Annotated in this window: 23 protein-coding genes; 13 read left to right on the top strand and 10 right to left on the bottom strand. The window is 57.1% G+C overall.

The window, feature by feature from the left end; genetic code table 11:
- Position 1: 1 nt before the first annotated feature.
- Positions 2–865: a sensor histidine kinase gene (locus QPM17_RS12540; protein WP_285391102.1), complete on the bottom strand. Its 864-nt coding sequence runs from the start codon at positions 863–865 to the stop codon at positions 2–4.
- A 199-nt stretch (positions 866–1,064) separates the two neighbouring features.
- Between QPM17_RS12540 and QPM17_RS12535 the strand changes: the two genes are divergently transcribed.
- Both QPM17_RS12535 and QPM17_RS12530 read left to right on the top strand, forming a co-directional pair.
- Positions 1,065–1,751, top strand: a complete 687-nt coding sequence (locus QPM17_RS12535) for a DUF6901 family protein (protein ID WP_285391101.1) — start codon at positions 1,065–1,067, stop codon at positions 1,749–1,751.
- Between the two features lie 174 nt (positions 1,752–1,925).
- Entirely contained in the window at positions 1,926–2,936 is a 1,011-nt protein-coding gene (locus QPM17_RS12530) for a GGDEF domain-containing protein (protein WP_285391100.1), read from the top strand.
- Between the two features lie 5 nt (positions 2,937–2,941).
- Here QPM17_RS12530 and QPM17_RS12525 read toward each other — a convergent pair whose 3' ends face one another.
- Complete coding sequence (locus QPM17_RS12525) at positions 2,942–4,333, bottom strand: MATE family efflux transporter (RefSeq protein WP_285391098.1); 1,392 nt, start codon at positions 4,331–4,333, stop codon at positions 2,942–2,944.
- A 167-nt stretch (positions 4,334–4,500) separates the two neighbouring features.
- On the opposite strand from QPM17_RS12525, the gene QPM17_RS12520 reads away from it, so the two are divergent.
- The 3 genes from QPM17_RS12520 (at position 4,501) to QPM17_RS12510 (ending at position 8,654) form a co-directional block, all read left to right on the top strand.
- The gene (locus tag QPM17_RS12520) at positions 4,501–5,373 is read left to right on the top strand and encodes a DMT family transporter (RefSeq protein ID WP_285391097.1); all 873 of its coding nucleotides are present in this window, start codon (positions 4,501–4,503) and stop codon (positions 5,371–5,373) included.
- A gap of 166 nt (positions 5,374–5,539) precedes the next feature.
- Complete coding sequence (locus tag QPM17_RS12515; RefSeq protein WP_285391096.1) at positions 5,540–7,117, top strand: methyl-accepting chemotaxis protein; 1,578 nt, start codon at positions 5,540–5,542, stop codon at positions 7,115–7,117.
- Positions 7,118–7,271: 154 nt separating this feature from the next.
- Complete coding sequence (locus QPM17_RS12510) at positions 7,272–8,654, top strand: sodium-dependent transporter (RefSeq protein ID WP_285391095.1); 1,383 nt, start codon at positions 7,272–7,274, stop codon at positions 8,652–8,654.
- 120 nt (positions 8,655–8,774) lie between these two features.
- On the opposite strand, the gene QPM17_RS12505 is transcribed toward QPM17_RS12510, so the two are convergent.
- The 6 genes from QPM17_RS12505 to QPM17_RS12480 all read right to left on the bottom strand — a co-directional run bounded on the left by QPM17_RS12505 (position 8,775) and on the right by QPM17_RS12480 (position 16,053).
- Positions 8,775–10,454 carry a putative bifunctional diguanylate cyclase/phosphodiesterase gene (locus tag QPM17_RS12505; protein WP_285391094.1) on the bottom strand — a complete coding sequence of 560 codons (1,680 nt, stop codon included), beginning with the start codon at positions 10,452–10,454 and terminating at the stop codon, positions 8,775–8,777.
- 63 nt (positions 10,455–10,517) lie between these two features.
- Entirely contained in the window at positions 10,518–11,099 is a 582-nt protein-coding gene (locus QPM17_RS12500) for a hypothetical protein (protein WP_285391093.1), read from the bottom strand.
- 126 nt (positions 11,100–11,225) lie between these two features.
- On the bottom strand, positions 11,226–12,536 hold the full coding sequence (locus QPM17_RS12495; protein WP_285391092.1) for a TRAP transporter large permease: 1,311 nt from the start codon (positions 12,534–12,536) through the stop codon (positions 11,226–11,228).
- Complete coding sequence (locus QPM17_RS12490; RefSeq protein ID WP_285391091.1) at positions 12,533–13,084, bottom strand: TRAP transporter small permease subunit; 552 nt, start codon at positions 13,082–13,084, stop codon at positions 12,533–12,535. The genes QPM17_RS12495 and QPM17_RS12490 overlap by 4 nt, the downstream gene beginning before the upstream one ends.
- Positions 13,085–13,171: 87 nt before the next feature.
- Positions 13,172–14,218: a TRAP transporter substrate-binding protein DctP gene (dctP, locus tag QPM17_RS12485; protein ID WP_285391090.1), complete on the bottom strand. Its 1,047-nt coding sequence runs from the start codon at positions 14,216–14,218 to the stop codon at positions 13,172–13,174.
- Positions 14,219–14,472: 254 nt separating this feature from the next.
- Positions 14,473–16,053: a class I adenylate-forming enzyme family protein gene (locus tag QPM17_RS12480; RefSeq protein WP_285391089.1), complete on the bottom strand. Its 1,581-nt coding sequence runs from the start codon at positions 16,051–16,053 to the stop codon at positions 14,473–14,475.
- A gap of 175 nt (positions 16,054–16,228) precedes the next feature.
- Here QPM17_RS12480 and QPM17_RS12475 point away from each other — a divergent pair, with 175 nt between their 5' ends.
- From QPM17_RS12475 to QPM17_RS12440, 8 genes are all read left to right on the top strand, one after another.
- The gene (locus tag QPM17_RS12475) at positions 16,229–16,669 is read left to right on the top strand and encodes a PaaI family thioesterase (protein WP_285391088.1); all 441 of its coding nucleotides are present in this window, start codon (positions 16,229–16,231) and stop codon (positions 16,667–16,669) included.
- 44 nt (positions 16,670–16,713) lie between these two features.
- Positions 16,714–17,916 (top strand): acyl-CoA dehydrogenase family protein, encoded by a 1,203-nt coding sequence (locus tag QPM17_RS12470; RefSeq protein WP_285391087.1) that lies wholly within the window; start codon positions 16,714–16,716, stop codon positions 17,914–17,916.
- Positions 17,917–18,081: 165 nt separating this feature from the next.
- Positions 18,082–18,849, top strand: coding sequence for an SDR family NAD(P)-dependent oxidoreductase (locus QPM17_RS12465; protein ID WP_285391086.1), 768 nt, complete (start codon positions 18,082–18,084; stop codon positions 18,847–18,849).
- A gap of 168 nt (positions 18,850–19,017) precedes the next feature.
- On the top strand, positions 19,018–20,079 hold the full coding sequence (locus QPM17_RS12460; protein WP_285391085.1) for a phosphotransferase: 1,062 nt from the start codon (positions 19,018–19,020) through the stop codon (positions 20,077–20,079).
- Complete coding sequence (gene surE / locus QPM17_RS12455; RefSeq protein ID WP_285391083.1) at positions 20,076–20,855, top strand: 5'/3'-nucleotidase SurE; 780 nt, start codon at positions 20,076–20,078, stop codon at positions 20,853–20,855. The genes QPM17_RS12460 and surE overlap by 4 nt, the downstream gene beginning before the upstream one ends.
- A gap of 22 nt (positions 20,856–20,877) precedes the next feature.
- Complete coding sequence (locus QPM17_RS12450) at positions 20,878–22,554, top strand: long-chain fatty acid--CoA ligase (protein WP_285391082.1); 1,677 nt, start codon at positions 20,878–20,880, stop codon at positions 22,552–22,554.
- The gene (locus QPM17_RS12445) at positions 22,551–22,691 is read left to right on the top strand and encodes a hypothetical protein (protein WP_285391081.1); all 141 of its coding nucleotides are present in this window, start codon (positions 22,551–22,553) and stop codon (positions 22,689–22,691) included. Before QPM17_RS12450 ends, QPM17_RS12445 begins: the two co-directional genes overlap by 4 nt.
- Positions 22,634–22,966 (top strand): ketopantoate reductase C-terminal domain-containing protein, encoded by a 333-nt coding sequence (locus QPM17_RS12440; RefSeq protein ID WP_340366692.1) that lies wholly within the window; start codon positions 22,634–22,636, stop codon positions 22,964–22,966. The genes QPM17_RS12445 and QPM17_RS12440 overlap by 58 nt, the downstream gene beginning before the upstream one ends.
- Before the next feature lie 3 nt (positions 22,967–22,969).
- Here the strand turns inward: QPM17_RS12440 and QPM17_RS12435 are convergent, their stop codons facing one another.
- Together QPM17_RS12435 and QPM17_RS12430 are read right to left on the bottom strand one after the other, a co-directional pair.
- Positions 22,970–23,380, bottom strand: coding sequence for a helix-turn-helix domain-containing protein (locus QPM17_RS12435; RefSeq protein WP_285391080.1), 411 nt, complete (start codon positions 23,378–23,380; stop codon positions 22,970–22,972).
- Positions 23,381–23,576: 196 nt separating this feature from the next.
- Positions 23,577–25,913 carry an EAL domain-containing protein gene (locus QPM17_RS12430; RefSeq protein WP_285391079.1) on the bottom strand — a complete coding sequence of 779 codons (2,337 nt, stop codon included), beginning with the start codon at positions 25,911–25,913 and terminating at the stop codon, positions 23,577–23,579.
- Between the last annotated feature and the right edge of the window lie 39 nt (positions 25,914–25,952).

The following is a 25,952-nucleotide window of genomic DNA, read 5'->3' as shown; positions in this document are numbered from 1 at the left end:
CTCAGCCCCGCTGGTTGCCAGCTGTGGCCTCTGGTTGCTTCAGTGGCAGTGATATACGGAAACAGGTGCCCTTGCCGCCAGAGGCGTGTTCCGCGGTGATGCTGCCGTTGTGTTTCTGGACGATATTGAATGACAGCGACAGCCCCAGGCCGGTGCCCTTGCCCACGGGTTTGGTGGTGAAGAAGGGCTCGAAAATACGGTTAAGGTTTTCTTCCGCGATACCCTTGCCATTGTCCACTATTTCAATGATGGCCTGACCATCATCGCAACGGGTACGAATGACGATTTCGCCGAAGTCCTCGATAGCGTGTGCGGCGTTTACCAGCAGGTTCATGATGACCTGGTTGATCTGGGAACTGATGCATTCCACGTCCGGCAGGTCGCCGAACTCCCTGATCACAGTCGCTTTGTATTTCAGCTCGTTGTTGACCACATTCAGGGTGGTTTCAATACCGCGGTGCAGGTCCGCCAGTTTGAATTCTTCGTCATCGATATGGGAGAAGTCCTTCATTGCGGAAATGATGGTTTTCACCCGCTCGATTCCTTCCCGGGACTCCGCGAGAAGATCCTTAAGATCATCTTTCAGGAAGCTGTAATCTATATTATGTTTTATCGCCCGAAGGTCCTCCAGGGATGCCCCTGCGTCCACAGCATCGGTCAACCTGAAAAGATCTTCCAGGTAGGTGCCCAGGCTTTGCAGGTTGGAATAGACATAGCCCACAGGGTTATTGATCTCGTGGGCCACACCCGCCGCCAGCTGGCCTATGGCGGCAAGCTTTTCAGACTGGAGCAACTGCCGGTTTGCCTGCTCCAGCCTGACGTTCAGCTGTTCCCGTTCTGATGATCTGGCGTTGCTGTCCGACATAATGAAAACCCGTTCGGCGAATTGCCCCAGGTGTCTGGAAAAGAACCAGCTTAAAGCGGTGTGCAATGCGCATAAATGAGATGTTAGTTAACTATTATGGATCTCGGTTGAGTATAGTGGTTTTGACCGCTTATCAACGTAACGTTTGGTATCCATATTATGCGGTCGTTAATGGGCTGAACAGATCAGGATACAAGTTATGGCCGATGCAGATGTTCACTACCATTTCCGATTTGTCGACAATGCGGTCTGGGAATGCGATGTTGCTTCCGTTGACACGGAACAGCAGGCGCTAACGGATAACCTGCCGGACTGGACACGCCTGGGTTTTCATCAGTGTAGCCACTGCCCACTCTCCACCCGCGAACACAAGTACTGCCCCTATGCGGTGGCGCTCGTTGAGCCAGCCCGGGTTACCGCGATGCGGCCATCCCATGAGCCGGTAACAATTACCGTTACCTCCCGCTCACGAACCATTACCGCTGACACCACCCTGCAGCGCGCCATGGGCTCCCTTCTGGGCCTGGTGGGCCCCTTTTCCGGCTGCCCGGTAACCCGGATTCTGCGGCCCATGGCGCGGTTTCATCTGCCGTTAAGTTCGCCGGATGAAACCCTGTTCAGGACTTTCGGCACCTACCTTCTGGGGCAATTTCTCAGACAGCGAAAGGGGTTGGAGGCTGACTGGCAGATGGCCTCGCTTGGTCAGGTGTACAGTGACCTGCGGCAGCTCAACCAGGGCATGAGCGGGCGCCTGCGGGCCAGCCAGGACCAGGATGCCGGAGTGAACAGCTTTGTGATCCTCGATCTGCTGGCGGCGGAAGTCAGCTACGCGCTCGACGAGTACGAAGGAGATCTCGATGACAGTTTCAGGGAGTTTCTGGAATGAATGCCCGGAAAATGGGCAAAAGTGTTGAGCTTTTGTTAAATCTTGTTGAGCGTACCTTCATCAATCGGATCCTGGGCTATGATAGTTTGCTAATGAGTATTTGATTGGAAGGTGCCCCGAGCGACGGTCAGCTCAGAAGTCACAATCGGGGTGCTACCTGTTCCGGTGGACACTATGCTATACCGTCTGAAAACTGATTTCCGGTTGTCCATCATCACCCTGCTGGCGATCAGTGCCATCCTGGGGATCAGCCCGTTTGCGGTGATGCGATTTGCTCAGGGCAACATGCTGGCGGGTGTGGTCGACCTGACCATCATGCTCTCCATCACAGCGGGCATGGTGTATGCCTGGGTGACCGGAGATACGGCCCGCAGTGGGTTTTTCATGGCCGTGGTTGCCTGTGGCGGCGCGGTGACCGTGGGTGCCGTGGTAGGCGAACCCGGCCTGTTCTGGCTGTATCCCTGTCTGGTGACCAGTTTCTTCCTCACTGAGCCCCGATACGCAATATTTATAAACCTTACCGCGGTGGTTGCGCTGATGGTGCATGGAGTTGCCTTCAGTTCCCCGGTTCAGATGTGGTCGTTTGCTGCCACGGCCGTTGTGGTCAGTTGCTGTTCCTATGCCTTCGCCCACCACAATGAGAACCAGAGGGAACGCCTGGAGCACCTGGCTACTATTGACCCCCTGACCGGGGTCAAGAACCGTCGTTCCATGGACGAAGAGCTGGCAATGGCAATCGCCAGTGCAGCCAGAACCGGTATCTCCTATGGCCTGGTGCTGCTGGACATTGACCATTTCAAGAAGATCAATGATGAGCACGGCCACAGTGTGGGGGATGACGTGCTGACTGAAATGGTGGTATTGATTGAACAGAACATTCGCAAATCCGATCAGCTGTTCCGGTTTGGTGGTGAGGAATTCGTGCTGTTGATGAGTGGGGTGGACCAGACCGGGCTCAGGGCAGTGATGCATAACCTGCAACACATCATGCACAAGTTTCTCAAACATCCTGGCGGTAAGGTGACTGCCTCGTTCGGCGTGGCCCTGCTAAAAGTTGGCGAGAGTCCTGATGACTGGCTGGCAAGGGCCGATCAGGCACTTTATAAAGCCAAGGCCGGCGGCCGGGATCAGATTGTTTACGCGGACGAGTTGATTGCCCCGGAGCCGGCTGCCGAGACGGCCTGACCGGTTTATTTCTCGGCTTCGGGAGCAAACAGGAACAGTCGCAACCCCAACAGGATGCTGGCGGAAGCCAGTCCACCTGTCAGCCCCACCCAGAAGCCAGCAGCGCCCATAACCGGCAGCAGCCAGTCGGTAAAGGTCAGTACCCACCCCAGGGGCAAGCCAACACCCCAGAATGAAAACAGCATGATGAACATGGGAATGCTGGTGTCCTTATAGCCCCGCAGGGCACTGATACAGGTTACCTGGATAACATCCGCAATCTGGAAGAAGGCGGCGTACACAAGCAGAGTGACAGTCACCGCCCGCACATCTGCATCACCGGTGTAAAGTGCCGCTATTTCCTCGGCGAAGACAAACAGCAGAATGGCAAACACCAGCGCCACCGAAGCAGCCAGAATCAACGAGCTGCGGGCAATCAGCCGGGCGGTGTCTGGTGCCCTGGCTCCTACAAGAAAGCTCACCCGCAGGGTCAGCGCCATACCAATGCTCAGCGGCAGCATGAACAGCAGCGAGACCACGTTCAGTGCAATCTGGTGTCCCGCCACAATGATCGGCCCCAGTGGAGCCAGGAACAGGGCGATCACCGAGAACATGCTGGCCTCCACAAAGATGGTAAAGCCAATCGGGATGCCCAGGCGCAGGATATAGCGGATGCCGTCGGCGTCCGGCTTTGCCCAGTCTGCAAGCAGATGAAACCGCCGATAGACGAGGCTACGGTTCAGGTAAACCAGCAGAGCAATGGCGGCCACCCCGTTGGAGATAGACGTGGCCCATCCGCAGCCAATACCACCCATGGCCGGAAGTCCCAGCTTGCCATAGATAAAAATGTAGTTGAGGGGCAGGTTGATCAGGGTTCCCAGCACCGAAAACGCCATGATCACCCGGGTATGGCCCAGACCATCCGTGAGCCCGCGCAGCGACATCATCAGCAGCATGGCGGGAATGCCCCAGGCGAAGGCGTCCAGGTAGCCCTGGGTGATGCGGGCGGTATTGGCTTCCAGGTTCAGGCCATTGAGCACCGGGTGCACATTGGTCAGCAGCAGGATCATGATCACCGAACCGCCACCGGCAATGTACAGCCCCTGCCAGGTGGCGGGCATGATCTTTTCAGTGGTGCGGGCACCGTTGTAGCCGGAAATGATCGGCTGCAGGGCGCCCAGTAGCCCCATGAAAAACAGGAAGACCGGCATCCACAGGCTGCTGCCTATACCCACCGCCGCCAGGTCTTCGGCGCTGGCATGGCCCGCCATCACCGTATCGATGACACCGTTGGCCATCTGCGCCACCTGGGCGATCAGTATCGGGCCACCGAGGATGGCCAGCGTGCGCCATTCAATCAGCGTGCGCTGAATCAGAGGCTGGCGGGCTTCAGGTAATGGCTGATGGACTTCATCCATGGAATTGCGGGCCTGGATTGAAAATGAAACAGAACAGAACGGGAAGGCCGGATTTTACCCTATTCCCGGGTTCCTTTGGCATAGGGTGTTTCCGTGGCCGTTGTACAAGGTGACCGGGTACGGGTAAAGTGCCGCTCCTATCAATTCCAGCATCAGGTGCAGTGGTCATGGGTCTTCTGATTTTTGTGACAGTGCTGTGGGCATTTTCCTTCAGTCTGATCGGCGAGTTCCTGGCGGGGCGTGTGGACAGCGATTTCGCCGTGCTCACCCGAGTGGTCCTTGCCGCCCTCGTGTTTCTGCCATTGACCCGCTGGCGGGGCGTTCCCGGCGGGTTGAAGCTGGGAGTACTGGTGACCGGCATGCTGCAGTTCGGGATCACCTATCTGTGCCTGTATCGTTCGTTCAGTTACCTGACTGTTCCGGAAGTGTTGCTGTTCACCATTTTCACGCCGCTGTATGTGACCCTTATTGATGATGCACTCTACCGCCGTTTCTCTCCGGTTGCCCTTATGGCTGCGGCGATTGCCACTCTTGGTGCCGGTATCATCCGTTATGACGGGCTCAGCCAGGGCTTTATTACCGGCTTTATCCTGCTGCAGGTTGCCAACTTTACCTTCGCGGCAGGCCAGGTGGGCTACAAGCACACCATGATGCGGTTCCCGACAGAGATTCCGGCCTATCGTACCTTCGGCTACTTCTTCTTCGGGGCACTGATCATTGCCCTGCCGTCTTTCCTGGTATTCGGGGATGTCAGCCGTTTGCCAGCCACCTCCCTGCAATGGGGCATTCTTGTCTGGCTGGGGCTCGCTGCATCCGGTGTTGGGCTGTTCCTCTGGAACCGGGGGGCGTGCCATGTGGATGCCGGTACCCTGGCGATCATGAACAATGCCCTGGTGCCTGCCGGGCTGATCGTCAACCTGCTGATCTGGAACCGCGATGCTGATCTGTTACGTCTCGCTCTCGGCGGTAGTGTTATTGCCTTCTCACTCTGGGTAAATGCCCGTTTCCACCCGCGGGCGCGGCTGGCGGTTTCGGCATAAGTATCTGCACTGACTGAGGTTTACCGCGTTCATGCCGTTACACTCCTTCACGTTGGGTAACTATTGACGGATATCAACAGTGTTCGCCAGGGGCTATCATTCCACCCCTGTTTTCCTATCCCAGCTTTTTGTCATTCCCATCAGGCCTGAGTCAGAAGGTTCGTCTATGCGCAATAATCTCCCGGTAACCCAACGTGAAGTCAGAATGTCCGAGGATGGCCGGCTGATTACCACAACTGACACCAGGGGTGTCATCACCTACTGCAACGACGAGTTTGTCCAGATCAGCGGCTTTGCCAGGGAAGAGCTGGTGGGAGCGCCCCACAATGTGATTCGACATCCGGATATGCCGCCAGCGGTGTTCCAGGCTATGTGGGAATATCTCAAGGCTGGCAAGTCCTGGATGGGCGTGGTGAAGAACCGAACCAGGACTGGCGATCACTATTGGGTAAGCGCCTACGTAACCCCGATTCTCGAGAACGGGAAAATGGTGGGGTACGAATCGGTGCGTGTTGCACCCACCCGTGAACAGGTGGCCAGGGCGGAAAAGCTGTATTCGAAACTTTCCAGGGGCGGCTCCGCATTTGGTCTCCAGAGCCGGATGGCTTCCGTATTGAAGTCGGGATGGCCTTTTGTCCTGTCGCTCGTTCTCAGCCTGGGCGCCGTAACCAGTCTGGGTAATACCTGGCTGGCAGTATCGGCTATTGTGGTGGCGCATCTGCTGGCTGCCGGCCTGACCCTGAACTCGATCACCCGCCGGCTGCAGGGGATTCTCGATCTGCGCCCCGATGCTTTCCGCGATCCTGTTGTGGCCCGGACCTATAGCGATGAAAGCGGTCTGTTTGCGCAGTTGGCCATGGTGATCATGAGCGAAAAAGCCAGAATTCGCACCGCACTTGCTCGTATTGATGACCAGGCAGAGCTGCTGAACGAGCAGGCGAGAACCAGCCACCGATACATCAACGAGGGTGCTGAAGCCATTGCCAGACAGCGGGCAGAAACTGACCAGACAGCCTCTGCGGTTAATGAGATGACAGCCTCCATTCAGGAAGTGGCGGGAACCGTCACCAGCAATGCCAGGGTGGCGGAAGAGGCCAACCGGATGGCAGCCACCGGCAGTGAGCGCAGCGGTGAGGCCCTGGCCGCGATTGAACAGTTGGTTCAACGGGTCAACGGGATCGGGTCGGCCATTCAGAAACTTGGTGAATCCACTGAAAGTATTGGCGAAGCTGCCAGCCTGATCTCGGACATTGCGGAACAGACCAACCTGCTGGCGCTGAACGCCGCCATAGAGGCGGCTCGAGCCGGTGAGCAGGGACGTGGCTTTGCCGTGGTGGCGGATGAGGTTAGGTCGCTAGCTCGTCGCACCCGGGATTCCACCGTGCGTATCCAGCAGGTTATCGACGACTTCCGCAACCAGGTTGAAGACGCAGTGCAGGCCACCCGTGAGGGTGAGCAGGATGCAGGCAAGGGGCTGGGCAAGGTGCAGGAAGCGGAAACATCCTTGCAGGAAATTGTGTCGTCGATCCAGGATATCTCCGACAGCTTTATCAGTATGTCCGCTGCCTTCGAAGAGCAGAGCCAGGTGTCCGAAGAGATCAACCATCAGATCGTCAATATCGCAGAGCTGGCGGATCACAGTACCCGGAAAGCGGCATCCGCCAGGGAAAGTAGCGATCACCTGAGTAACATGTCCCGGGGCCTGGAAGACCTGGTATCCCGCTTTGTCAGCAAAAATGGTTAGTTAATGTCCAGGCACCGGCGATTCGCTTGTCCCGGTGCCGCGCCCGGGTGGCATCCTGTGCCAACTGCTGGCAAAATCCCGCCCAATAGCTGAAGCAGGTCTTCGGTATACCTCTTAAAAATTGATTCATCAGCGAAAAGCACAGGATGAAAAAATGACTGATTCAAGATCGACCCCGGCTCATCGCGGCCTGTGGTCCTCCCGGATGGCCTTTATCCTGGCCGCAACCGGTTCGGCCGTCGGGCTGGGTAATATCTGGAAGTTCCCCTATGTGACCGGCGAGAACGGCGGCGGTGCCTTCGTGCTGGTCTATCTGTTGTGTATCGCCATTATCGGTATTCCCATCATGATGGCCGAGGTGTTTATCGGCCGTAATGGCCGGCACAATCCGATTACCAGCTTCCGCCTGGTGGCAGAGCGTAATCTTGCCTCTCCTGCGTGGCGAATCTCTGCCATCGTGGGTGTGCTGGCAGCGTTCATTATCCTGTCGTTCTACTCGGTGATTGGTGGCTGGGCAGCCTCTTATGTCGGCCACGCGGCCATGGGTGATTTCACCGGACAGAGCGCCGATGCCATTGGTGAGCTGTTTGGCGGCCTGCTTGCCAGTCCGGTGACATTGCTGATCTGGCACACCATCTTTATGGCGCTGGTTGTCTTTGTGGTGGCCCGGGGCCTCAAGTCCGGGCTGGAGCGGGCAGTGACCATTCTGATGCCGGCGCTGTTTGTATTGCTGCTGGTCGCAGTTGGCTATGCCACCACTACCGGGCATTTTGGTGAGGCAGTGTCTTTCTTGTTTACACCTAACTTTGGCGCCCTGACGGTACAGGGGGTGCTGGTTGCCCTGGGCCACGCTTTCTTCACACTGAGCCTGGGTATGGCCATCATGATGGCATACGGCTCCTATCTGGGGGACGACATCTCGATTGGGCGCACTGCGGTTACCGTATCCATCATGGACACGGTTGTTGCACTGATGGCCGGCCTGGCGATATTCCCGCTGGTGTTCGCCAATGGCCTGGAAGCCGGCGCCGGCCCCGGCCTGATTTTCCAGACGCTACCGTTGGCCTTTGGCCAGATGCCGCTGGGCAGTGTATTCGGAGCCCTGTTCTTTGTACTGCTGCTGTTCGCTGCCTGGACTTCTGCGATCTCTCTGCTGGAACCAGTGGTGGAGTGGATGGAAGATAAGCTGATCTTCGCCAGGCTGGGCAGTACCATTCTGGTGGGGGGTGCCTGCTGGCTGCTGGGTATTGCTTCCATCCTCTCCCTGAACGAGTGGTCCGGCTTTGCGCCCCTGGGCATGTTCGAGCGCTTTGAAGGCAATACCATCTTTGATCTGCTCGACTTCTTCACCGCAAACGTGATGCTGCCCTTGTCCGGCTTGCTGACCGCCCTGTTCGTAGGCTGGTTTGTGGCCAAGGAGTCCCTGAAGAGCGACCTGGCTCTGGAAGGAGCAAGCTTTACCCTCTGGTACAACCTGATTCGCTTCGCGACTCCGGTTGCGGTGGCCATTGTGTTTGTTTACAACCTGCTGGCGTAATAGTCTGCCAAGAGCCGTTGTCAGGCAGGCAAACAGGAAATGCCCGGTGCAATTCATGGCCGGGCCTTAATCGTTATCAGATACTGATTCGTATCTTCAGTCTTCCAGGTAAGAGCCCGGTCAACGATCCCTTGCCCAATGTTGGTACTCCTGCAAGGGAAGAGGCCGTGAGAAATAAAACCCCTGTGCCAGATCCGCTCCCAGATCGGTCACAATCTCCTGTTGCCCCAAGGTTTCTATGCCTTCGACGGTAACCTCGAGTTTCAACGCCCGGGCCATGGAAATCATGGATTCCATGATGGTGCGGGCGTCGGCGCTGACCTCCAGGTCAGTGACAAAAGCCCGGTCGATCTTCAATCCCGACAGCGGCAGGTGTGACAGGTACTGGAACGACGAATACCCCGTACCAAAATCGTCCAGGCTGACCTTGAAGCCCTGATCCCGCAGGCATTTAACTGCTTCCTTGGCGTGTGTCGGATCCTGGATTAATGCGCCTTCGGTAATCTCTATCTCCAGAGATTCGGGGTTTACGCCATAAGACCTCACTATTCTTTCCATATCACCGATCAAAGATGGATTCATAAGGTTGTTGATGGCGAAATTCACGCTGACCGGCATCAGATTCTGCGACCGGATAGTTTCGCAGGCTCTGGCAATCACGAAGCGGGTTACAGGGTCTATGAGTGTTGTACTTTCGACCTTTGGCATGAACAGTCCGGGCATAACCATTCTGTTTTCATGGTTGAACCAACGCAGCAAGGCTTCCGAGCCAACGTGCTGGCCGGTGCGCAAGCATATCTTTGGCTGGTAAAACAGTTGGAACTCCTGATGAGCCAGCCCATCGCGGACTCGCGCTATGAGTTGTACGCGTTCTGCCGTTTTCTGATCGAACATTGGATCGTAGGGTCGGTAGGACACATTATTCTCGATCGCGACGGACAGGCCGGTCCGTGCACGATTTATGACGATCTCCGCATTTTCATCGTTTGCGTTAATCAGGTAACTCCCGGCCACAATCTGGACGCGTAACGGAATGCCTTTTACATCCGTTTCTTCTTCACCAATCTGCTGGGCAATACCGAAAATGGAGCTGACCTCTTCCTGGGAGGCCGCGGAGATTAAGATTGTCAGTTCTGACTTGCTGAAACGGTAGACCTGATGAGGTATGTGGATATTCTGGCTGATCCGTCTGGCTACGTCTTTGACCACCTGTTCGGCTGTGTCGGCGCCCATTGACTGCAGAATTTCCCACAGGTCCTGCATACGAAGCAGAATCACTGCCGATGTGGGCGGGCCGTCCCGGCTCGCCTTCCGAAGTAATCTGTCCAGGTCACGTATCAGGGCTGCCTGAGTTCGAAGGCCTGTTTTCTGGTCAACCTCAAGTGCCTGCAAATGCCGTTGATTGGCCCGTCGAAGGCTTTGGAACAGCCCGGCTGAAAAAATACCGATAAGTACAAAAAAGCCTGATCGTGCCAACCAGTTTTCCGTTGACTGGTAAGTGCCGGTTGAGACGTCCAGAGGCATCAATGGGCCAAGAAGAAGCCCTCCTGTTATCGCGCAGAGTATCGCTCCGGCAAATCCAAACCATATGGCTGACAACAACACCGGCAGCAGGATCACATAGGGGTAGGCATAGCTGGTCCCGCCGGTAAAATATACGATCAAAGTACCCGCGGCCAGGAATGCAGCAACGGTCAGCAACCTGAAAAGTAGCCTTGCCGATTCTGGCAACTGTAACCATGTCTGCGAATACCGGTTATTTTCGATGGTGGGAAGGTAGCTAGTACTCTCTCTGTTCATGTGACTACCTCAAGAGCGTTTCAGTGTTCACAAATGGTACGTATGGAATTTTCTCTGGATGTGTCAGTAGTCGCCATCCTCGCTTGTCACCGAACGGAGGGCGTCCATATGCGGCCGAACGGCACGCTTGTCCTCTTCCGGCGCATTGGCGGCCTGCTCATAGGCGGACATCGCACTACCCATCATCTCCCGCATCTGTTGTTTCTGCGCTTCGCTCATGTGAGGGTTGTTGTTGATTTCCTCCATCGCTCTGGTCATCTCCTGGTTCACCTGCCCGGACTGCTCGCCCATTTCCAGGGCACTCCAGGCGCGGAAAATCCGGTCACCGGTTCGGCCCCATTCTTCAGCGCTGGAGAAGCCGTGTTGCTGCACTACATCCTCCATCCTGTTGTAGGCATCATGGCCTTTCATTTGCTCCACCGAGGATGAAAACAGACGTGATAGATCCGGCATTTCTGCAGCACTTTCTTCGTCAGAAATGTCCTCTGTGAGTTCAGCAAATTCATCTTCCATCGACTGAAGCTCTTCCAGGCTACTGATGAACGCGCGGACCGTCTTGTCGGTCAGCGTTTCGGCATGGGCACTGAGAGGGGATAAGGCAAACAGGCAAATAATCGTCAGTAAGACGGGACGAAATCGCGTCACGAGAGAATCTCCTTGTGGTCAGGAATTCCCGATTCCAGCGGCGGGAATTCCCCTAAAGGTAGTTCTCTGTTAACCGGGCCGCAATACCTTTGCGCAATGCATCAGTCAGAGACAGGCCGGATCGGCTCAGAAGAGCAGATCCGGCAGGTAGGTCGCGATTTCCGGAAACACCATAAGACAGCCGATACCGACGATCTGGATGAGCACGAAGGGTATAACCGATCGGTAAATGTCGCCCATGGTTATCCCCGGCGGCACCACCCCTTTCAGGTAGAAGAGGTTGAACCCGAACGGCGGCGTCATATAGCCGATCTCCATGTTGATCACGAAGAGTATACCGAACCAGATCGGGTCAAAGCCCATGGACGCAACGATAGGCGTGAATACCGGCAGGGTGATCAGCATTATACCAACCGGGTCCAGCACCATGCCCAACAGGAAGACAATCAGCATCATAAAGATGATGACAGCCCAGGGACCACCGGGAATGGACTGGATCATACCCTCTATCATGGGCTGGGCGCCCATACTCTGGTAGGCAGCACTGAACGCGTGTGCCGCAAACAGGATCCACATGATCATGCCCGTGAGCTTGAACGTCCGCACTGACGCATCTTTGATCAGTTCAATATTCAGGGCGCGGTAGACCGCGGCCGAGATCAGAGCCCCCAGTACACCCATAGCAGCCGCCTCGGTGGGCGTGGTGATGCCTCCGATGATCGAGCCGAGTACCATGAACACCACCATTATCGGTAGCACCACGGAGCGCAGGGCTGCGAATTTTTCAGACCAGGTGCCCCGCTCTTCCTTGGGCAGGTCCGGAGCCAGGTGCGGCTGCAGGTAGCAGCGGATCAGCACGTACGCCGAGGTAAGAATCATCAGCATGATCCCCGGCAATATGCCGGCTGCGAACATCTTGCCCACCGACACACCTGTGATGAGGGCATAAAGAATCATCAGGATGGACGGCGGGATGAGTACGCCCCAGCCACCGCCGGTGTTGATGACCCCAAGCACCATTTTCTTGTCGTAGCCACGCTCCAGCATGGCCGGCAGGGCGATGGTGCCCATGGCGACAACGGCCGCACCGCTGATACCAACCATCGCTGCGAAAATCGCACATATGACCAGGGTGCCAATGGCCAGTCCTCCGCGGACGCCCCCGAACCACAGGTGCATCATCCGGTAGAGGTCCCGGGCGACTCCGGTTCGCTCCAGAATCATCGCCATGAACACAAATAGAGGAATGGCGACCAGGGTAAAGCTTCCCATGGTGCTCCAGATCTGGGAAGCCACCAGGTAGAAGGAGTCAAAGCCCCAGGTAAAGTAGAGAAACACCACGGAAACGCCGCCAAGGACGAACGCCAGTGGTAGGCCCAGAACCAGGAAAAACAGCAACGAGCCGAAGAAAAGCAGGGTCATCACTTCAATGCTCATGTGTGGTCCTCCGGCAGTTCTTCCGGTTCAGGTTCGGGCTGGTAGTAACTGAGGTTGAAAGCAATGGCAATGTCCTGCAGCAGTTTCACAATACCCTGCAGGATCAGTAACAGGGTGGCGGCCGGGATAAAGGCTTTGACCGGCCAGATGGGGGGGTTCCAGGCCGAGTTCGATGTTTCCCGGCCACTGAAGGATTCCCAGGCCATGTCGACGCCAAAGTAAAACAGTGCCAGCGTGAATATGAAAAACAGGATTGAGGTAAACAGGTCAAGAAAGGCCCGACCACGGCGGCTGAACTTCGAGTAGACCAGATCCACGTTGACGTGGCCGTTATGAGACAGCAGATAGCCACCGGCCATGAGGCCGTAGATCCCGAAAAGCAACTGGGTCAACTCGCCCGTCCAGGACAGTGGTGCCTCGAGCAAATATCGAAAAGCCACCCCTGTGATCAATAACAGGAACATGACCATGACCAGATAGGAGAACCACCGGCCGAGAAGGTTATTGAGCCGGGTTACTCCAGTCATGAATGCGGTTAGAGCACGCATTTTGTCCCTCCGCCTTAAGAGCTTGGTTGATAAGAATTTGAGCGCAAATAAAAACCGGGCGTAGCGCCCGGTCCTGTTCTTGCCCGGTTACAGTCGGCCAAGTTGTTTCAGGTATTGCTTGACCATCTCAACAGCCTTCGCGGCGTTATCGCTGGTCTTGGCTTCCTCATCCCAGAACTTCTGGGCCGCTTCCAGCATGTGATCCTGAACATCTTGCGGAAGTGTGTTGATCTCAACGCCTTCCTCGGCTATGGCCTTCTGAAGCGTTACTTTTTCCTTGTGCTCATACTCGTTGGTGCGCACCCAGAACTGCTCTTTCAGGGCGTCCTTGACGGTGGCCTGCATATTTTCAGGCAGCGCGTCGAGTGCTTTCTGGCTGACGATGATGACGTCGGTACCCGCTACGTTCAGGGCGGGCTTGACGTGATACTTCGCCACTTCGTACAGAGACATGCTGTAAGCGCCTTGGGCCGCACCCCAGTGGGCGCCGTCAACGATGCCCGAATCCAGGGCTGAGTAGAGCTCGGCACCGGTAATGTAGGTTGTGGCTGCACCGGCTTCATCCAGGAATTTCTCCAATGCGCCGGATGAGCGGATTTTGAGTTTCTTCAGATCCTCGACGCTTTTGATCGGCTCCTTGACCACCATCTCGGTCTGGTAGACCTTGTCGGTGGCCCAGTAGACGTTATGTTCAGCGGCTTCTTCCCGCAACATCTCCTCGAAACCCATGTTCATATGGAAATAAGCAGCTTCGGCCGGAGTCTGGAACGCCAGCGGCAAACCTGAGGCAACGCCGGCCAGGCTGATCTTGTTCTGAGCGTAAGCCGGAGAAATGGTGCCCATCTCCAGAATGCCACGGCTCACGGCGTTAAAGGTTTCTGTGGGCTTGAACAGGGCGCCAGATTCGTACAGCTCGAGTTTCAGGCGGCCGTTGGTGCGTTCCTCCAGCACATCTTTCAGTCGGCCCAGGCTATCCTTGTAGGAAGAGCTGGCGCCCGGCCAGTGGGACTGAACTTTCCAGGTAAAGGTTTCCTCGGCAGTAACCGGCGCGCTGGCCAGCGCTGCCGTCAGACCCAGCGTCAGTGCTGAGGCATAAACGGTAAGGGTTTTTCTGGCGGTGGTTAGCATCTTCATTGTTGGACCTCGATCATTATTGTGTTAATCGTCCCGTGCTTAGTTTCGCTCTGCAGAACCTATGACTGCAGAATGAATCCATGCATTCGAATCTATCACACGCTTTGCTTTTTGCAATAGGATAGAAGTGGATATTCTGTTACCGGTTTCCATATCACAAAAATGAGTATAGTGAGGATCGCTCAACATGAAGCGGGACATGTCCATTTCGTCATCCGGCGGGCTGGCATGAGAAAGCATGAGCCATCAGCCCTTCACGGCCAGTAGGGTGCCCGCAGCTCCCGCTTCAGTACCTTGCCAATGGAGGAGCGGGGCAGTTCCCTACGGACCTCGATGGCGGCCAGGCGCTGGGTTTTGCCCAGATTGCTGTTGGCCCAGGCCAGCAGCTCTGCCTCACTTTGTTCCCGGCCCTTGGCTCCAGGTGCAAGCACCACCAGGCCCAGCGGCGTTTCGCCCCACTGCTCGCTGGGAATGCCGATAACAGCGGCATCGGCCACTGCCGGATGTGACAGCAGTACCTGCTCCAGATCCGTCGCGTAGATATTGAAGCCGCCGGAAATAATCATGTCCTTGCGGCGGTCGAGTATGTAGACGAAACCGTCCTCGTCCACACGTCCCATATCACCGCTGCGGTAGAACACCTGGCCCTCGGGGCTGGTCCAGAGCATCTCCCGGGTCTGGTCGTCGCGGTTGACGTAACCGCGCATCATGGAAATCGCGCGGCCGACGATCTCTCCGGTTTCGCCCCTTGGCAGTTCGTTGCCCTGTTCATCAATCACCCGCACCTCGGCGCCCTCCGTGGGCATCCCCACTGACTCCCACTTATCCGGGTGGGCGGCACAATCCAGGCAGGTGGAAATACCACCTTCGGTAAGGCCGTAGACTTCCCGGATGTTTCCCGGCCAGCGGGCCATGGCCTCGCGGATAACATCCGCGCGTAATGGGGCGCTGGTGCACAGTTTGAGCTGAAAAGACGACAGGTCGAAACGGTCGAACCCGGGGTCCGCCAGAATGCGCTGGTATTGCACCGGCACGAGCATGGCGTGGGTGACACGGTGGTGCTCGGCCAGTTCCAGGAACCGCCGGGCATCGAAGCGGGCCATCAGGATCAGTGTTCCACCATTGAACAGAGTGGGCAGCACTGAGACCAGAGTGGTGTTGGAGTATAGCGGTGTCGACACCAGGTTCACCGCGTTGCCGTCCAGTCCGAAGCGGCTCATGCGCACCATCTGGCGCTGGCGGAATCGGTAATCGTGGAGGATGCCTTTGGGCGTGCCGGTGGTGCCTGAGCTGTAAATGATATTGAACGGATGGTCGAGGGTCACCTTTGCTGGCTTCGCCTCGGAGTCTGTCTGGCCTAGCCACTGGTTCAGGCCGCTCAGCCTGTCGTCGTCTGTGTCCAGGCTGATGCATCCCGCCGCTGTGAGCTGGTTCAGCTTGCCTGTCATTGTGTCCAGCAGGGGCAGATTTTTTTTCGAAACAAACAGAAAGCGGGCAGCGCAATCGTTGACCATCAGCGCGAGACTGTCCCCACTGGCCATGCCTGATAACGGCACCACGCAGCCGCCGGCCACCAGAGTGGCAAGGTACACAGCCACCGCCTCAATGCGGTTCTCTGACAGCAATGCGACGGTGTCGCCTTCCCTCAGGCCCTCTGCGCGCAGCCGGTTGGCAATGCGGTTGGCGAGACTTACCAGTTCGCGCCAGCTGACGCTGCCCTGATCGTCGATAAGCGCGGTTTGATGGGGGCGTGCCGCAGCCAGATCCTGAATGCGATCACCGATGGTTTCCATGGTTTCTTCGGGGTCCACCGGAGCGTGTACTGGCATTTGCATCAGACTTTCCATTTTTTGGCCTTTCGGTGTTATCGTGTTTTATCTAGTGAAATTTACTTTCGTTATATTGACTCAAAACCGGAAGGCGTGACAAATTACCTCGACGTGATTTTTGTGATGGCGCGAATAAGCCACAAAACACTGGTTCTCATAATCTGCCGGGAATGAAACTGTAATGAGTGAGCAAGAACCCCTGTTTGCCGATGGAACAAACCTGCCGGGCTTTCACAGCCTGCTGGGCTATCGGCAGGTGTCCTGGGAAGAGAACGAAGCGGTGCTGGAACTGGCACTGGAGCCTCGGCACCTAAACCTGGGGGGAGTGATCCACGGAGGTGTGCTTACCTCCCTGCTGGACATTGTGCTGGCCCAGGCAGGCACCCATTGCCCTTACCCAGGGCGGATGCGCAAGGCTATCACCCTGACCCTGACCACCACCTTCACGGGCCAGTGTTCCGGCGGAACCATAACGGTCACTGGCCGCAAGCGTGCCGGCGGCACCCGCATATTCAACAGCACCGGCGAGGTTCATGACGACAAGGGCAATCTGTTGGCCATCGCCGAGGGTACGTTCCGGATTCGGTCCGGCAGCGACAGACCGGAGGGTGTTCCGATCTGACGGAACGGTCACCGACTCAATGCCAACCCCAAGAGGAAGCGGACATGTTTGAACTGTCTGACAAAGCGAAGAAACTGCAGGCGCAGTTGAACGAGTTCATGGATGCGTACATTTATCCCAACGAGCAAAAGCACCATGAGCAGATCGAACAGGCGGAAAACCGCTGGGCTCCGGTACCGATCATCGAGGAGCTGAAGGTCAAGGCCAGGGCGGCCGGCCTGTGGAACCTGTTCCTGCCGGAAAGCGAGTTTGGTGCCGGGCTGACCAACTACGAATACGCCCACCTGTGTGAGGTGATGGGACGCTCCGCCATGGCGCCGGAAGTGTTCAACTGCTCCGCGCCGGACACCGGCAACATGGAAACCATTGCCCGTTACGGTAACAAGGAGCAGCAGGACCAATGGCTGAAGCCCCTGCTCAATGGCGAAATCCGCTCCTGTTTTTCCATGACCGAGCCGGACGTGGCTTCTTCCGACGCCACCAATATCGCCTGTGAGATCCACCGTGATGGTGATGAGTATGTGATCAACGGTCGCAAATGGTGGTCTTCTGGAGCCATGACGACTACTGCCAAGATTGCCATCGTCATGGGCAAGACCAACCCAAATGCCGAAAAACACCAACAGCAGTCGATGATCCTGGTGCCGCTGGATACCCCAGGCGTGAAGATGATTCGTCCGTTGACGGTGTTTGGCTACGATCACGCGCCACATGGCCATGCCGAGATTCACTACGAGAACGTGCGGGTACCAGTGGAGAACTTACTGCTGGGTGAGGGCCGTGGTTTCGAGATCGCCCAGGGTCGCCTCGGGCCGGGGCGCATCCACCATTGTATGCGCACTATCGGCGTCGCTGAGCGCGCTTTGGAGCTGATGTGCAAGCGTGCCAGTTCTCGCGAGGCTTTCGGCAAGCCGCTATCCAGTTTTGATTCCATCCGCAAGGACATTGCCCGCAGCCGCATCGAGATTGAGCAGGCGCGGTTGATGACCCTGAAGGCGGCTCACATGATGGATACCGTCGGTAACAAGGTTGCCCGTCAGGAGATCGCGATGATCAAGGTGATTGCACCGAGCATGGCGCTGAACGTAATTGACCGTGCCATTCAGGTTCACGGCGGTGCCGGTGTGTCCCAGGACACCTTCCTGGCTGAAGCCTGGGCCAAGGTGCGGACCCTGCGTCTGGCGGACGGCCCTGATGAGGTGCATCTGGATTCTGTTGCCAAGATTGAGCTTCGCCAATACCGCTGAATACTCCTGGCCCGCTTCGTCGGGTGCATGAACGACCGGGGAGGCACCTGCCGGGACACGCCGTGAATACGTCCGTGTAGGCTTGAGCAAAACATCCATGTTTTGCACAGTCCCGACAGGTACCTCCCCGGTCGTTCCCCAAGCATTGAGCATGAGGATCGAATTATGACTAATCCGCTTTTTGATATGACCGGAAAAGTCGCATTGATAACAGGTTCCACCAAAGGCATCGGCCGTTCCATCGCTGAAGAAATGGCCCGACTGGGCGCCAAAGTGGTGATCTCCAGCCGCAAGGCCGACGCCTGTGAAGAGGTGGCCAACGAGCTGAAAGCACAGGGCTACGAGGCCATCGCCATTCCCTGTCATGTGGGCAAGAAAGAGGACCTGCAGAACCTGGTGGACAAGACCAACGAAGCCTGGGGCACCATCGATGTACTGGTATGCAACGCCGCCACCAATCCGGTCTACGGCACCACGGCCGAAATGACCGACGACGCCTGGGACAAGATCATGGACACCAACGTCAAAGGCACCTTTTGGCTGACCAACATGGTATTGCCGCAAATGGCTGAAAAAGGTGAAGGTGCGGTGGTGCTATTGTCCAGCATTGCGGGTATCCGGGGAAACACCACTATCGGTACTTACGGCGTATCCAAAGCCGCTGAAGCGGCGCTGGCCAGAAATCTGGCTGTGGAATGGGGCCCAAAGGGCATTCGCGTCAATAGCATCGCTCCTGGACTCATTAAAACCGACTTCGCAAAGGCCCTGTGGGAAGATCCGGTGCGTGTTAAGCGTGCGGAAGACAGGACTCCGTTAAGACGAATAGGCGATCCAGTTGATATAGCCGGCCTCGCAGTTTTTCTGTCAACCAAGGCCAGTGCTTACATCACCGGTCAGGTGATCGTCGCAGACGGTGGTGAAACCATTTGCTGAGGATTGCCTTCAATAGCGGGGAGGCCGGCGGGTGGGGTGCCTTTCTTCCGGGAAAAAGAACTCGCTGTGCTCAGACACCTTTTTCCCTGCACAAAGGCACCCCACCCACCGTCCGCGGAACTGTTTGCAGGCCGTGACGCTTAAAGATAACGAAGGTTGAAATGAATAATGAGTATGAGCCCGGAATTGGTAGAGGTTCTGCCAGCACACAAATTTGACGAGAGCCGGCTTCTGGAGTGGCTCCAGAAAGCGATTCCAAACTTTGGAACCCGGCTGGAGGTAAAACAATTTCAGGGCGGACAGTCAAACCCTACATTCCTGCTGAATACCGACAGTGACAAGTATGTGCTGCGGAAAAAACCGCCCGGGAAAACGCTGCCTTCGGCCCACATGGTGGAACGGGAATACAAGGTTATGCGTGCGCTGTCCGACACCGATGTTCCGGTCCCGGTTACCCGTGCCTTGTGTGAAGACAGCAGCATCATCGGCACACCTTTCTACGTCATGGACTATTTGGAGGGCCGTATCGTTAGCCACCCGGCTCTCAGGGCGCTGGATCGTCAAGAGAGGATGTCCGCGCATTACTCCGCCATTGATACCCTGGCGGCGCTGCATGCAGTAGACGTTCATCAGGTCGGCCTTGGTGACTATGGCCGTCCGGAAGGCTATGTGGCACGTCAGGTCGCTCGGTGGAGCAAGCAGTACCTGGCGGCCAAGACCGATGATATGCCTGCCATGGATAAACTCATGGAGTGGTTGCCGCAGAATCTGCCGTCCACCGACGAGTGTGCCATCGCCCATGGCGACTATCGTTTTGGCAATCTGATGCTGGCCCCCGACAAGCCCGAGGTCATTGCCATTCTGGATTGGGAGCTCTCTACCCTTGGTCACCCGTTGGCGGATCTGGCCTATTTCTGTCTGCCTTATCACCTGCCTTCGGACATGGAAGGCATGCGAGGGCTACAGGGTGAAGACCTGGAAGCATTGGGTATTCCCGACGAGCAGGAAACCATTGCTCGCTACTGCCAGCAGAGCGGCCGTGACGGCATTGCCGACTGGCATGTATTCCTGTCGTTTTCGCTGTTCCGTCTGGCGGCCATTCTGCAGGGCGTTTATGCCCGTGCGTTGCAGGGCAACGCCGCCAACGCCGATGCGCTGCAGGTCGGGAAACGTGCCAGCTTGCTGGCCGAGGCCGGCTGGCGGATTGCCAGTGAGGGTGAACGGTCATGAATGAGCCCATGGTCAAACGCATCCTCATCACCAACGACGACGGTATCAACGCACCTGGCCTTAAGGTGCTGGAGCAGATCGCCCGTAATCTGGCTGAGGAAGTCTGGGTGGTGGCGCCGGAGCATGACCGTAGTGGCGCCGGCCAAAGCATTTCCATTCACGATCCGTTGCGGGTGTATGAGCAGGGTGACAAGCGCTATGCGGTGTCCGGTACACCAGCGGACTGTGTGCTGTATTCACTGGCGCAGTGGTTCGGGGAAACGCCGCCGGATCTGGTTCTGTCGGGGGTGAACTGCGGTGCGAACATCAGTGACTCGGTGCAATACTCGGGCACCGTGGGCGCGGTGCTCAGCGCCGAGCATATGGGCATACCCGCCATTGCGTTGAGCCAGGCTTTTTTGAGCCGGGAAGGGGTCGACTGGTCGCCAGTCGCCCGATTCGGAGAGTCTGTGGTGCGCCAATTGTGGCAGCCGGGACAGAGCTGGGCGTGGAACGTGAATTTCCCGGCCTGTGAGCCAGCGAGCATAGCCCAGGCGCGTTGGTGCAGGCAGTCCAGTGGTTCTATCCAGCGAGCGCGCCTGCTGGCGGGTCAGGATGCCCGCAGCCTGCCGTACTGGTGGCTGGGGTTTGATCGCAGCTCTCGCCATATTGTGGCGCCCGGTGAAGACGTCAGTGTGCTGCGGGACAGCGCGGTCGCCATTACGCCATTACGTCATCAGGAACGCCTTCCCGGCGACACCGACATATTTGATCTGGTCGCCGCGGCGGCTCACTGAACCGAATAAGGGGAATATAACAATGACATTTACACGCCATTACGCCGTCTGGCCGAAAGAGCTGCCCAAGAGCATGGCGCTGCCCCGTACCAGCGTGTTTACCAACCTGGAAATTTCTGCGTGGCGTTACCCGGATCGCACCGCGATCATTTTCTACGATGCGCCGATGACCTACAGCCGTCTGTTCCAGGAAGTAGAAACCATGGCCGGGTACCTGCAGGCGCAGGGCGTTGTAAAGGGTGACCGGGTGCTGCTGTACATGCAGAACTCGCCCCAGTACGTGGTTGCCTATTACGCCATCCTGCGCGCGGATGCCGTAGTGATTCCGATCAACCCGATGAACCGGTCGGCTGAACTGGAACACTACATTGCTGATACCGGCGCCAGTGTCTGCCTGGCGGGCCAGGAATTGACTGGCTTTATCGCTCCCTTGATGGAAACCACCGATCTCAATCATATAGTGGTCGCTTCCTACAGCACCTACATCACTCCGGACACTGATCTGGACCTGCCAGCGGAAGTTGCCGCACCGGCATGGTCGCAGGAGATGGCTGGCCTGGTGAGTTGGGAGCAAGCGCTGGAGGCGGGGCACACACCATCCCAGCACACTGCCGGCCCGGATGATCTCGCCGTAATCCCTTACAGCTCGGGTACCACCGGCGCTCCCAAGGGCTGCATGCACACCCATCGCAGCGTAATGGCCACCGCCGTGCACCGGGCGTTCTGGAATCTGAGCACTGCCAACACGGTACAGCTGGCCACCCTGCCGTTTTTCCACGTTACCGGCATGACTGGCTCCATGAACAGTCCCATCTACAGTGGCTCCACCACGGTAATCATGACCCGCTGGGACCGGACCACCGCGGCGCGGCTGATCGAACGGTATAAGGTCACGGGCTGGACCAACATTGTTACCATGGCGGTGGACTTCCTCTCCAACCCCGACATTGCCCGGTACGATCTGAGCAGTCTGAATACTATTGGTGGTGGCGGGGCAGCCATGCCGGAATCGGTTGCTGCCAAGCTCAAGGCCATGACCGGACTTGACTACATCGAGGGTTACGGGCTGTCGGAAACCATGGCGGCCACTCACATCAATCCGTCGAATCGCCCCAAGCCCCAGTGCCTCGGGATTCCGGTGTTTGATGTGGACAGCCGAATCATCGATCTGGAAACCCTGGAAGAAAAAGGCCCGGGTGAGGTGGGGGAAATTGTCTCGAACGGTCCACAGGTAACCCAGGGTTACTGGAATCGCCCGGCCGAAACCGAAGCAGCGTTTGTGGAAATCGACGGCAAACGTTTCTTCCGTACCGGTGATCTCGCCTATTACGACGAGGAGGGGTACTTCTTCATGGTGGACCGGGTCAAACGGATGATCAACGCGTCCGGCTTCAAGGTTTGGCCATCAGAGGTTGAGGGCCTGATGTACCGGCACCCGGGGATTCACGAAGTCTGCATTATTTCCTCGCCGGATCCCAAGCGTGGTGAGACCGTGAAGGCCTGTATCGTGCTGACCCCGGAGGCAGAGGGTAAGACCTCGGCTGAGGATATCACCATCTGGTGTAAGGAGCAGATGGCTGCCTACAAGATTCCTACCCTGATCGAGTTTGTTGACCAGCTACCCAAGTCACCTACTGGTAAGCTGATGTGGCGAGCGTTACAGGAGGAGGAGTGGCAGGGCAAGGTGCCCACGGCATGAGCCATAAACCCAGTATTCTGATTGTCGGTGCCGGGGCCATCGGCAGTCCGCTGGGGGAACTGTCAATCCGCTATCGGTCATTGCCAACGGTGCCGACACCAAAACCATTCTGGATACGGACGGGGGAGAGGCGCTGATCCGGGCTATGATCCGTGAAGTGATGGCAGTGGCCGAGGCGGAGGGCTATCCCATGGAGGAATCCGTGATTGAACAGAATATCGACGGCACCCGCAAGATGCCGGCCTACAAGAACAGCATGGCGCTGGACTATCTCAATGACCGACCTATCGAGCGGGATGCGGTGCTAGGCAATGTGGTGGCGATCGCCAAACGTCACGGTATTGCCGTGCCGCACCTGAACACCGTCTTGGTCACTCTGAAAATGCGGGCAAGCCTCGAAGCTCGGGCCTGACGGTCAGTTCGACGAATCTCCCGATTCTTCCTCGGGTGGCCCAGCATTGGTTTTGTTAGCCGGTAAGGCGTCCTGGCCAACACTCACGTTACCGATGGGGTGGGGAGAACGGCGTTGAAGGAGTTCGGCGAATTCCAGGAGCAGCTGTCGGTCATCTTCAAGGAGGGAGATGAAGGCTGCATTTAGCGCGACCTGTTCCGAGTCGAGCTGCTTTCGTTCCGCCACCGAAAAGATGTCGGTCAGTGACAGGCCCAGGGCCCCGGCCAGCCGGTAAAGCAGTTCCAGGCTGGGCCGTGCCAGCCCCCTCTCAATTCTGGAAAGATTGCCAACATGGGAATCGCAACTTTTTGCCAACTCGGCCAGAGTTATACCCCGGTGCTTTCGTAAACGCCTGATGGCCTGCCCTAAATTCATCAAAGTTACCTGCTATCCAAGATCATGATATTACAGGCAAAAATCGCCACAAACAAAGGTGCACAAGACGCATAAACAGTGTGTGAAAAAGGCCTCCCTGGCATTTGCTTTCAAGCGCTTTCTCGGGCTTGAACCTGGTTAAATAATAGACCGTGCTAGAAAAGCTGCCGTGTTTTTTTGCGGCCGGGCCGGCCGATCAGCCGGAGGCGATTCGCTGTCCGGCTTCCGCCTGCATCAGCAGCAGGGCCAATAGTTCTTTCTCGGGCATCGGGCGCGCGAAATAGAACCCTTGCCCGAGAGGGCACCCCATCTCCTGCAGGATCTGCCACTGGGCTTCGGTTTCAATGCCCTCGGCGATCGACTGAATGCCCAGGTTGTAGGCCATGTGGGCGATGGTGTTCACAACACTGACGGCGTTCTCTTCTTCCGGCACGCCGTTAAGAAAGCTCCGGTCGATCTTCAGGGTCGTGATAGGCAGGGATTTGAGTCGCGCCAGTGAGGAATAGCCGGTGCCAAAGTCGTCGATTGCAACTTCGATTCCGGCGTCCCGAAATTCCCTGACCACTTCCTCCATACGTTCGATATCGTTCATCAAGGAGCCTTCCGTTAGCTCCACTTTCAGGGCTGATGCCGGCAGGTCGAGTGAACGCATGAGCGAGACAATCCGCTCGACCAGATGGGTTTGCCACAGCTGGGCAATGGCCAGGTTTACCGCCACTTGCAGGTCGGGGAAGCCCTGGCTTCTCAATCTCTGCACGGCTTTCAGGGATTCTTCCATCACCCAGTCGCCGATCGGAATAATCAGGCCCGTTTCCTCGGCAATGGGGATAAACTCCGCGGGCGAGATGTAGCTGCCATCGGCTTGGGGCCAACGCAACAGCGCCTCAGCACCAACGATGTGGTCATCCTTCAGGTCGATGATGGGTTGCAGCGCGATTTCAAATGCCCTGGCATCGACGGTCTGATACAACCGGCTCTCCAGTTGCAGACGTTCTTGCCGGCGTTCAGACAATTCGGTCGAGAAAAACCGGAAGCTGTTACCGCCAATCTTCTTGGCCTCGTACACGGCACTGTCGGCCTTCATTAACAGGCTGAAGGCTTCTTTGGCATGGGCAGGGCACATGCCAATCCCGATGCTGCTTTCAATGTGATAGTTCCGCCCCTCTATCTGAAAGGGCTCCTGCAGAGCATCCAGAATTTTCTCTGCCAAGGCGCTTACGGTCGCGAAAGCATGGCTGGATGGCGTGGGGGCCTGGTCTGAGTCGGTTTCAAGAGCCAGCAGGATGACGAAATCGTCGCCGCCGTGGCGGGCGACCTGATCGCCATCCCGGACCACGGACTGGAGTCGTCGGCTGACCTCAATAAGTACCGCATCTCCGACGTCATGGCCCAGAGCATCGTTGATGAGTTTAAAGCCGTCCAGGTCCAGGTGTAGCAACGCAGTGGCGGGCGGGTATGGGGCTGAGCTATGCAATCGGTTGCCCAGGGCCTTGAGGATGGCAGTTCGGTTCGCCAGGCCGGTCAGGCTATCCCGGTAGGCCAGCTTGATGGCTTCTCGTTCGCGCCGGCGCTGACTGTATTTTTCGCGCAGGGCATAGATTGCGTGCAGTGCGTTATCAATCAGCCGCTGCAACAGCTCAGTTTCATCGTGATCAAAAGCGGTCGGCTCGAAGGAATACACCGCCAGGCAGGTTGACGGCTGTTGTCCGCGTCTGGTGAGCGGAAACACAATCATCGATGTCGGGTGCTGCGCCTCGGCCAATTCCCGGGGTGCAGGGCGCTCCGTGGCCACCGGTAAATCTGCTTGGGTAACAGCGCCCGAGGCAAAGGTTTTGCTCATCAATCCGGCTGCGGTCGTCTCGCTTTTTCCCGCTGATGCGACACGGGGGACCAGGTAGCTGTAATGCCCCGAGTAGGCGACCGGCTTGATGCTCTTGTCGCTGTCGGCCAGGCGTTGGCCGACCCATGCAAGGGGATAGCCGCCTTCATGGCTCAGGCTTTTGCACAGGTTGGATAATATGTCCTGTTCGCTACAGGCGCGAATGGTCCGGTCATTACCTGCGCTGAACGCGTGCAGTGCCATGGCGACGCCTTTCACTTCGAGCGCGGAGGGCTCGATATCCAGGCCCCTGGCATCCGGCAGACTGCGGAAACGCAAGAGATTGTCGATCCGTGCCCGGAGCTCAACCCCGCAAAGCGGCGTTCGGATGACGTCGTCGGCCAGCTTTCCCAGAACAGCCTGTGAATCCCTCAACTGGGCGTCGTTGACCACGAGAAGGACCGGAACCTGATCGGGCGGGGACAGCGCCTTTAGCTTGCGAATCTCACTTTCATGGTGAAGCAGCGATGGCAGATCCAGGATGGCAAGGTCAAGGCCACACTTGTGCCAGACCGAGACCTCCTGGTTGGCGATCTCAAAATCCCCACTGTCCGCAAGAAGCCGACGCTCAGCTGCGTTTCCGACCATCACCGCCACTAGGGGCGTTGATGGTCTACCTGAATGATCAGCGTTGCTTGCGGGCCTCTTAATCATCGGAAAATCCTGACAATGGGAGTCGGTGCCGCTAGCGGC

It is taken from the genome of Marinobacter azerbaijanicus (assembly GCF_030250645.1).
GTDB lineage: Bacteria > Pseudomonadota > Gammaproteobacteria > Pseudomonadales > Oleiphilaceae > Marinobacter > Marinobacter azerbaijanicus.
The sequence above is the reverse complement of the archived record's forward strand: the minus strand, read 5'-3'. Positions and strand labels throughout refer to the sequence as shown.

Coding starts and splice junctions, on each gene's coding strand:
- QPM17_RS12540 (WP_285391102.1), bottom strand. CDS start 865: ATGTCGGACAGCAACGCCAGATCATCAGAACGGGAACAGCTGAACGTC.
- QPM17_RS12535 (WP_285391101.1), top strand. CDS start 1,065: ATGGCCGATGCAGATGTTCACTACCATTTCCGATTTGTCGACAATGCG.
- QPM17_RS12530 (WP_285391100.1), top strand. CDS start 1,926: ATGCTATACCGTCTGAAAACTGATTTCCGGTTGTCCATCATCACCCTG.
- QPM17_RS12525 (WP_285391098.1), bottom strand. CDS start 4,333: ATGGATGAAGTCCATCAGCCATTACCTGAAGCCCGCCAGCCTCTGATT.
- QPM17_RS12520 (WP_285391097.1), top strand. CDS start 4,501: ATGGGTCTTCTGATTTTTGTGACAGTGCTGTGGGCATTTTCCTTCAGT.
- QPM17_RS12515 (WP_285391096.1), top strand. CDS start 5,540: ATGCGCAATAATCTCCCGGTAACCCAACGTGAAGTCAGAATGTCCGAG.
- QPM17_RS12510 (WP_285391095.1), top strand. CDS start 7,272: ATGACTGATTCAAGATCGACCCCGGCTCATCGCGGCCTGTGGTCCTCC.
- QPM17_RS12505 (WP_285391094.1), bottom strand. CDS start 10,454: ATGAACAGAGAGAGTACTAGCTACCTTCCCACCATCGAAAATAACCGG.
- QPM17_RS12495 (WP_285391092.1), bottom strand. CDS start 12,536: ATGAGCATTGAAGTGATGACCCTGCTTTTCTTCGGCTCGTTGCTGTTT.
- QPM17_RS12490 (WP_285391091.1), bottom strand. CDS start 13,084: ATGCGTGCTCTAACCGCATTCATGACTGGAGTAACCCGGCTCAATAAC.
- dctP (WP_285391090.1), bottom strand. CDS start 14,218: ATGAAGATGCTAACCACCGCCAGAAAAACCCTTACCGTTTATGCCTCA.
- QPM17_RS12480 (WP_285391089.1), bottom strand. CDS start 16,053: ATGCAAATGCCAGTACACGCTCCGGTGGACCCCGAAGAAACCATGGAA.
- QPM17_RS12475 (WP_285391088.1), top strand. CDS start 16,229: ATGAGTGAGCAAGAACCCCTGTTTGCCGATGGAACAAACCTGCCGGGC.
- QPM17_RS12470 (WP_285391087.1), top strand. CDS start 16,714: ATGTTTGAACTGTCTGACAAAGCGAAGAAACTGCAGGCGCAGTTGAAC.
- QPM17_RS12465 (WP_285391086.1), top strand. CDS start 18,082: ATGACTAATCCGCTTTTTGATATGACCGGAAAAGTCGCATTGATAACA.
- QPM17_RS12460 (WP_285391085.1), top strand. CDS start 19,018: ATGAGTATGAGCCCGGAATTGGTAGAGGTTCTGCCAGCACACAAATTT.
- surE (WP_285391083.1), top strand. CDS start 20,076: ATGAATGAGCCCATGGTCAAACGCATCCTCATCACCAACGACGACGGT.
- QPM17_RS12450 (WP_285391082.1), top strand. CDS start 20,878: ATGACATTTACACGCCATTACGCCGTCTGGCCGAAAGAGCTGCCCAAG.
- QPM17_RS12445 (WP_285391081.1), top strand. CDS start 22,551: ATGAGCCATAAACCCAGTATTCTGATTGTCGGTGCCGGGGCCATCGGC.
- QPM17_RS12435 (WP_285391080.1), bottom strand. CDS start 23,380: ATGAATTTAGGGCAGGCCATCAGGCGTTTACGAAAGCACCGGGGTATA.
- QPM17_RS12430 (WP_285391079.1), bottom strand. CDS start 25,913: ATGATTAAGAGGCCCGCAAGCAACGCTGATCATTCAGGTAGACCATCA.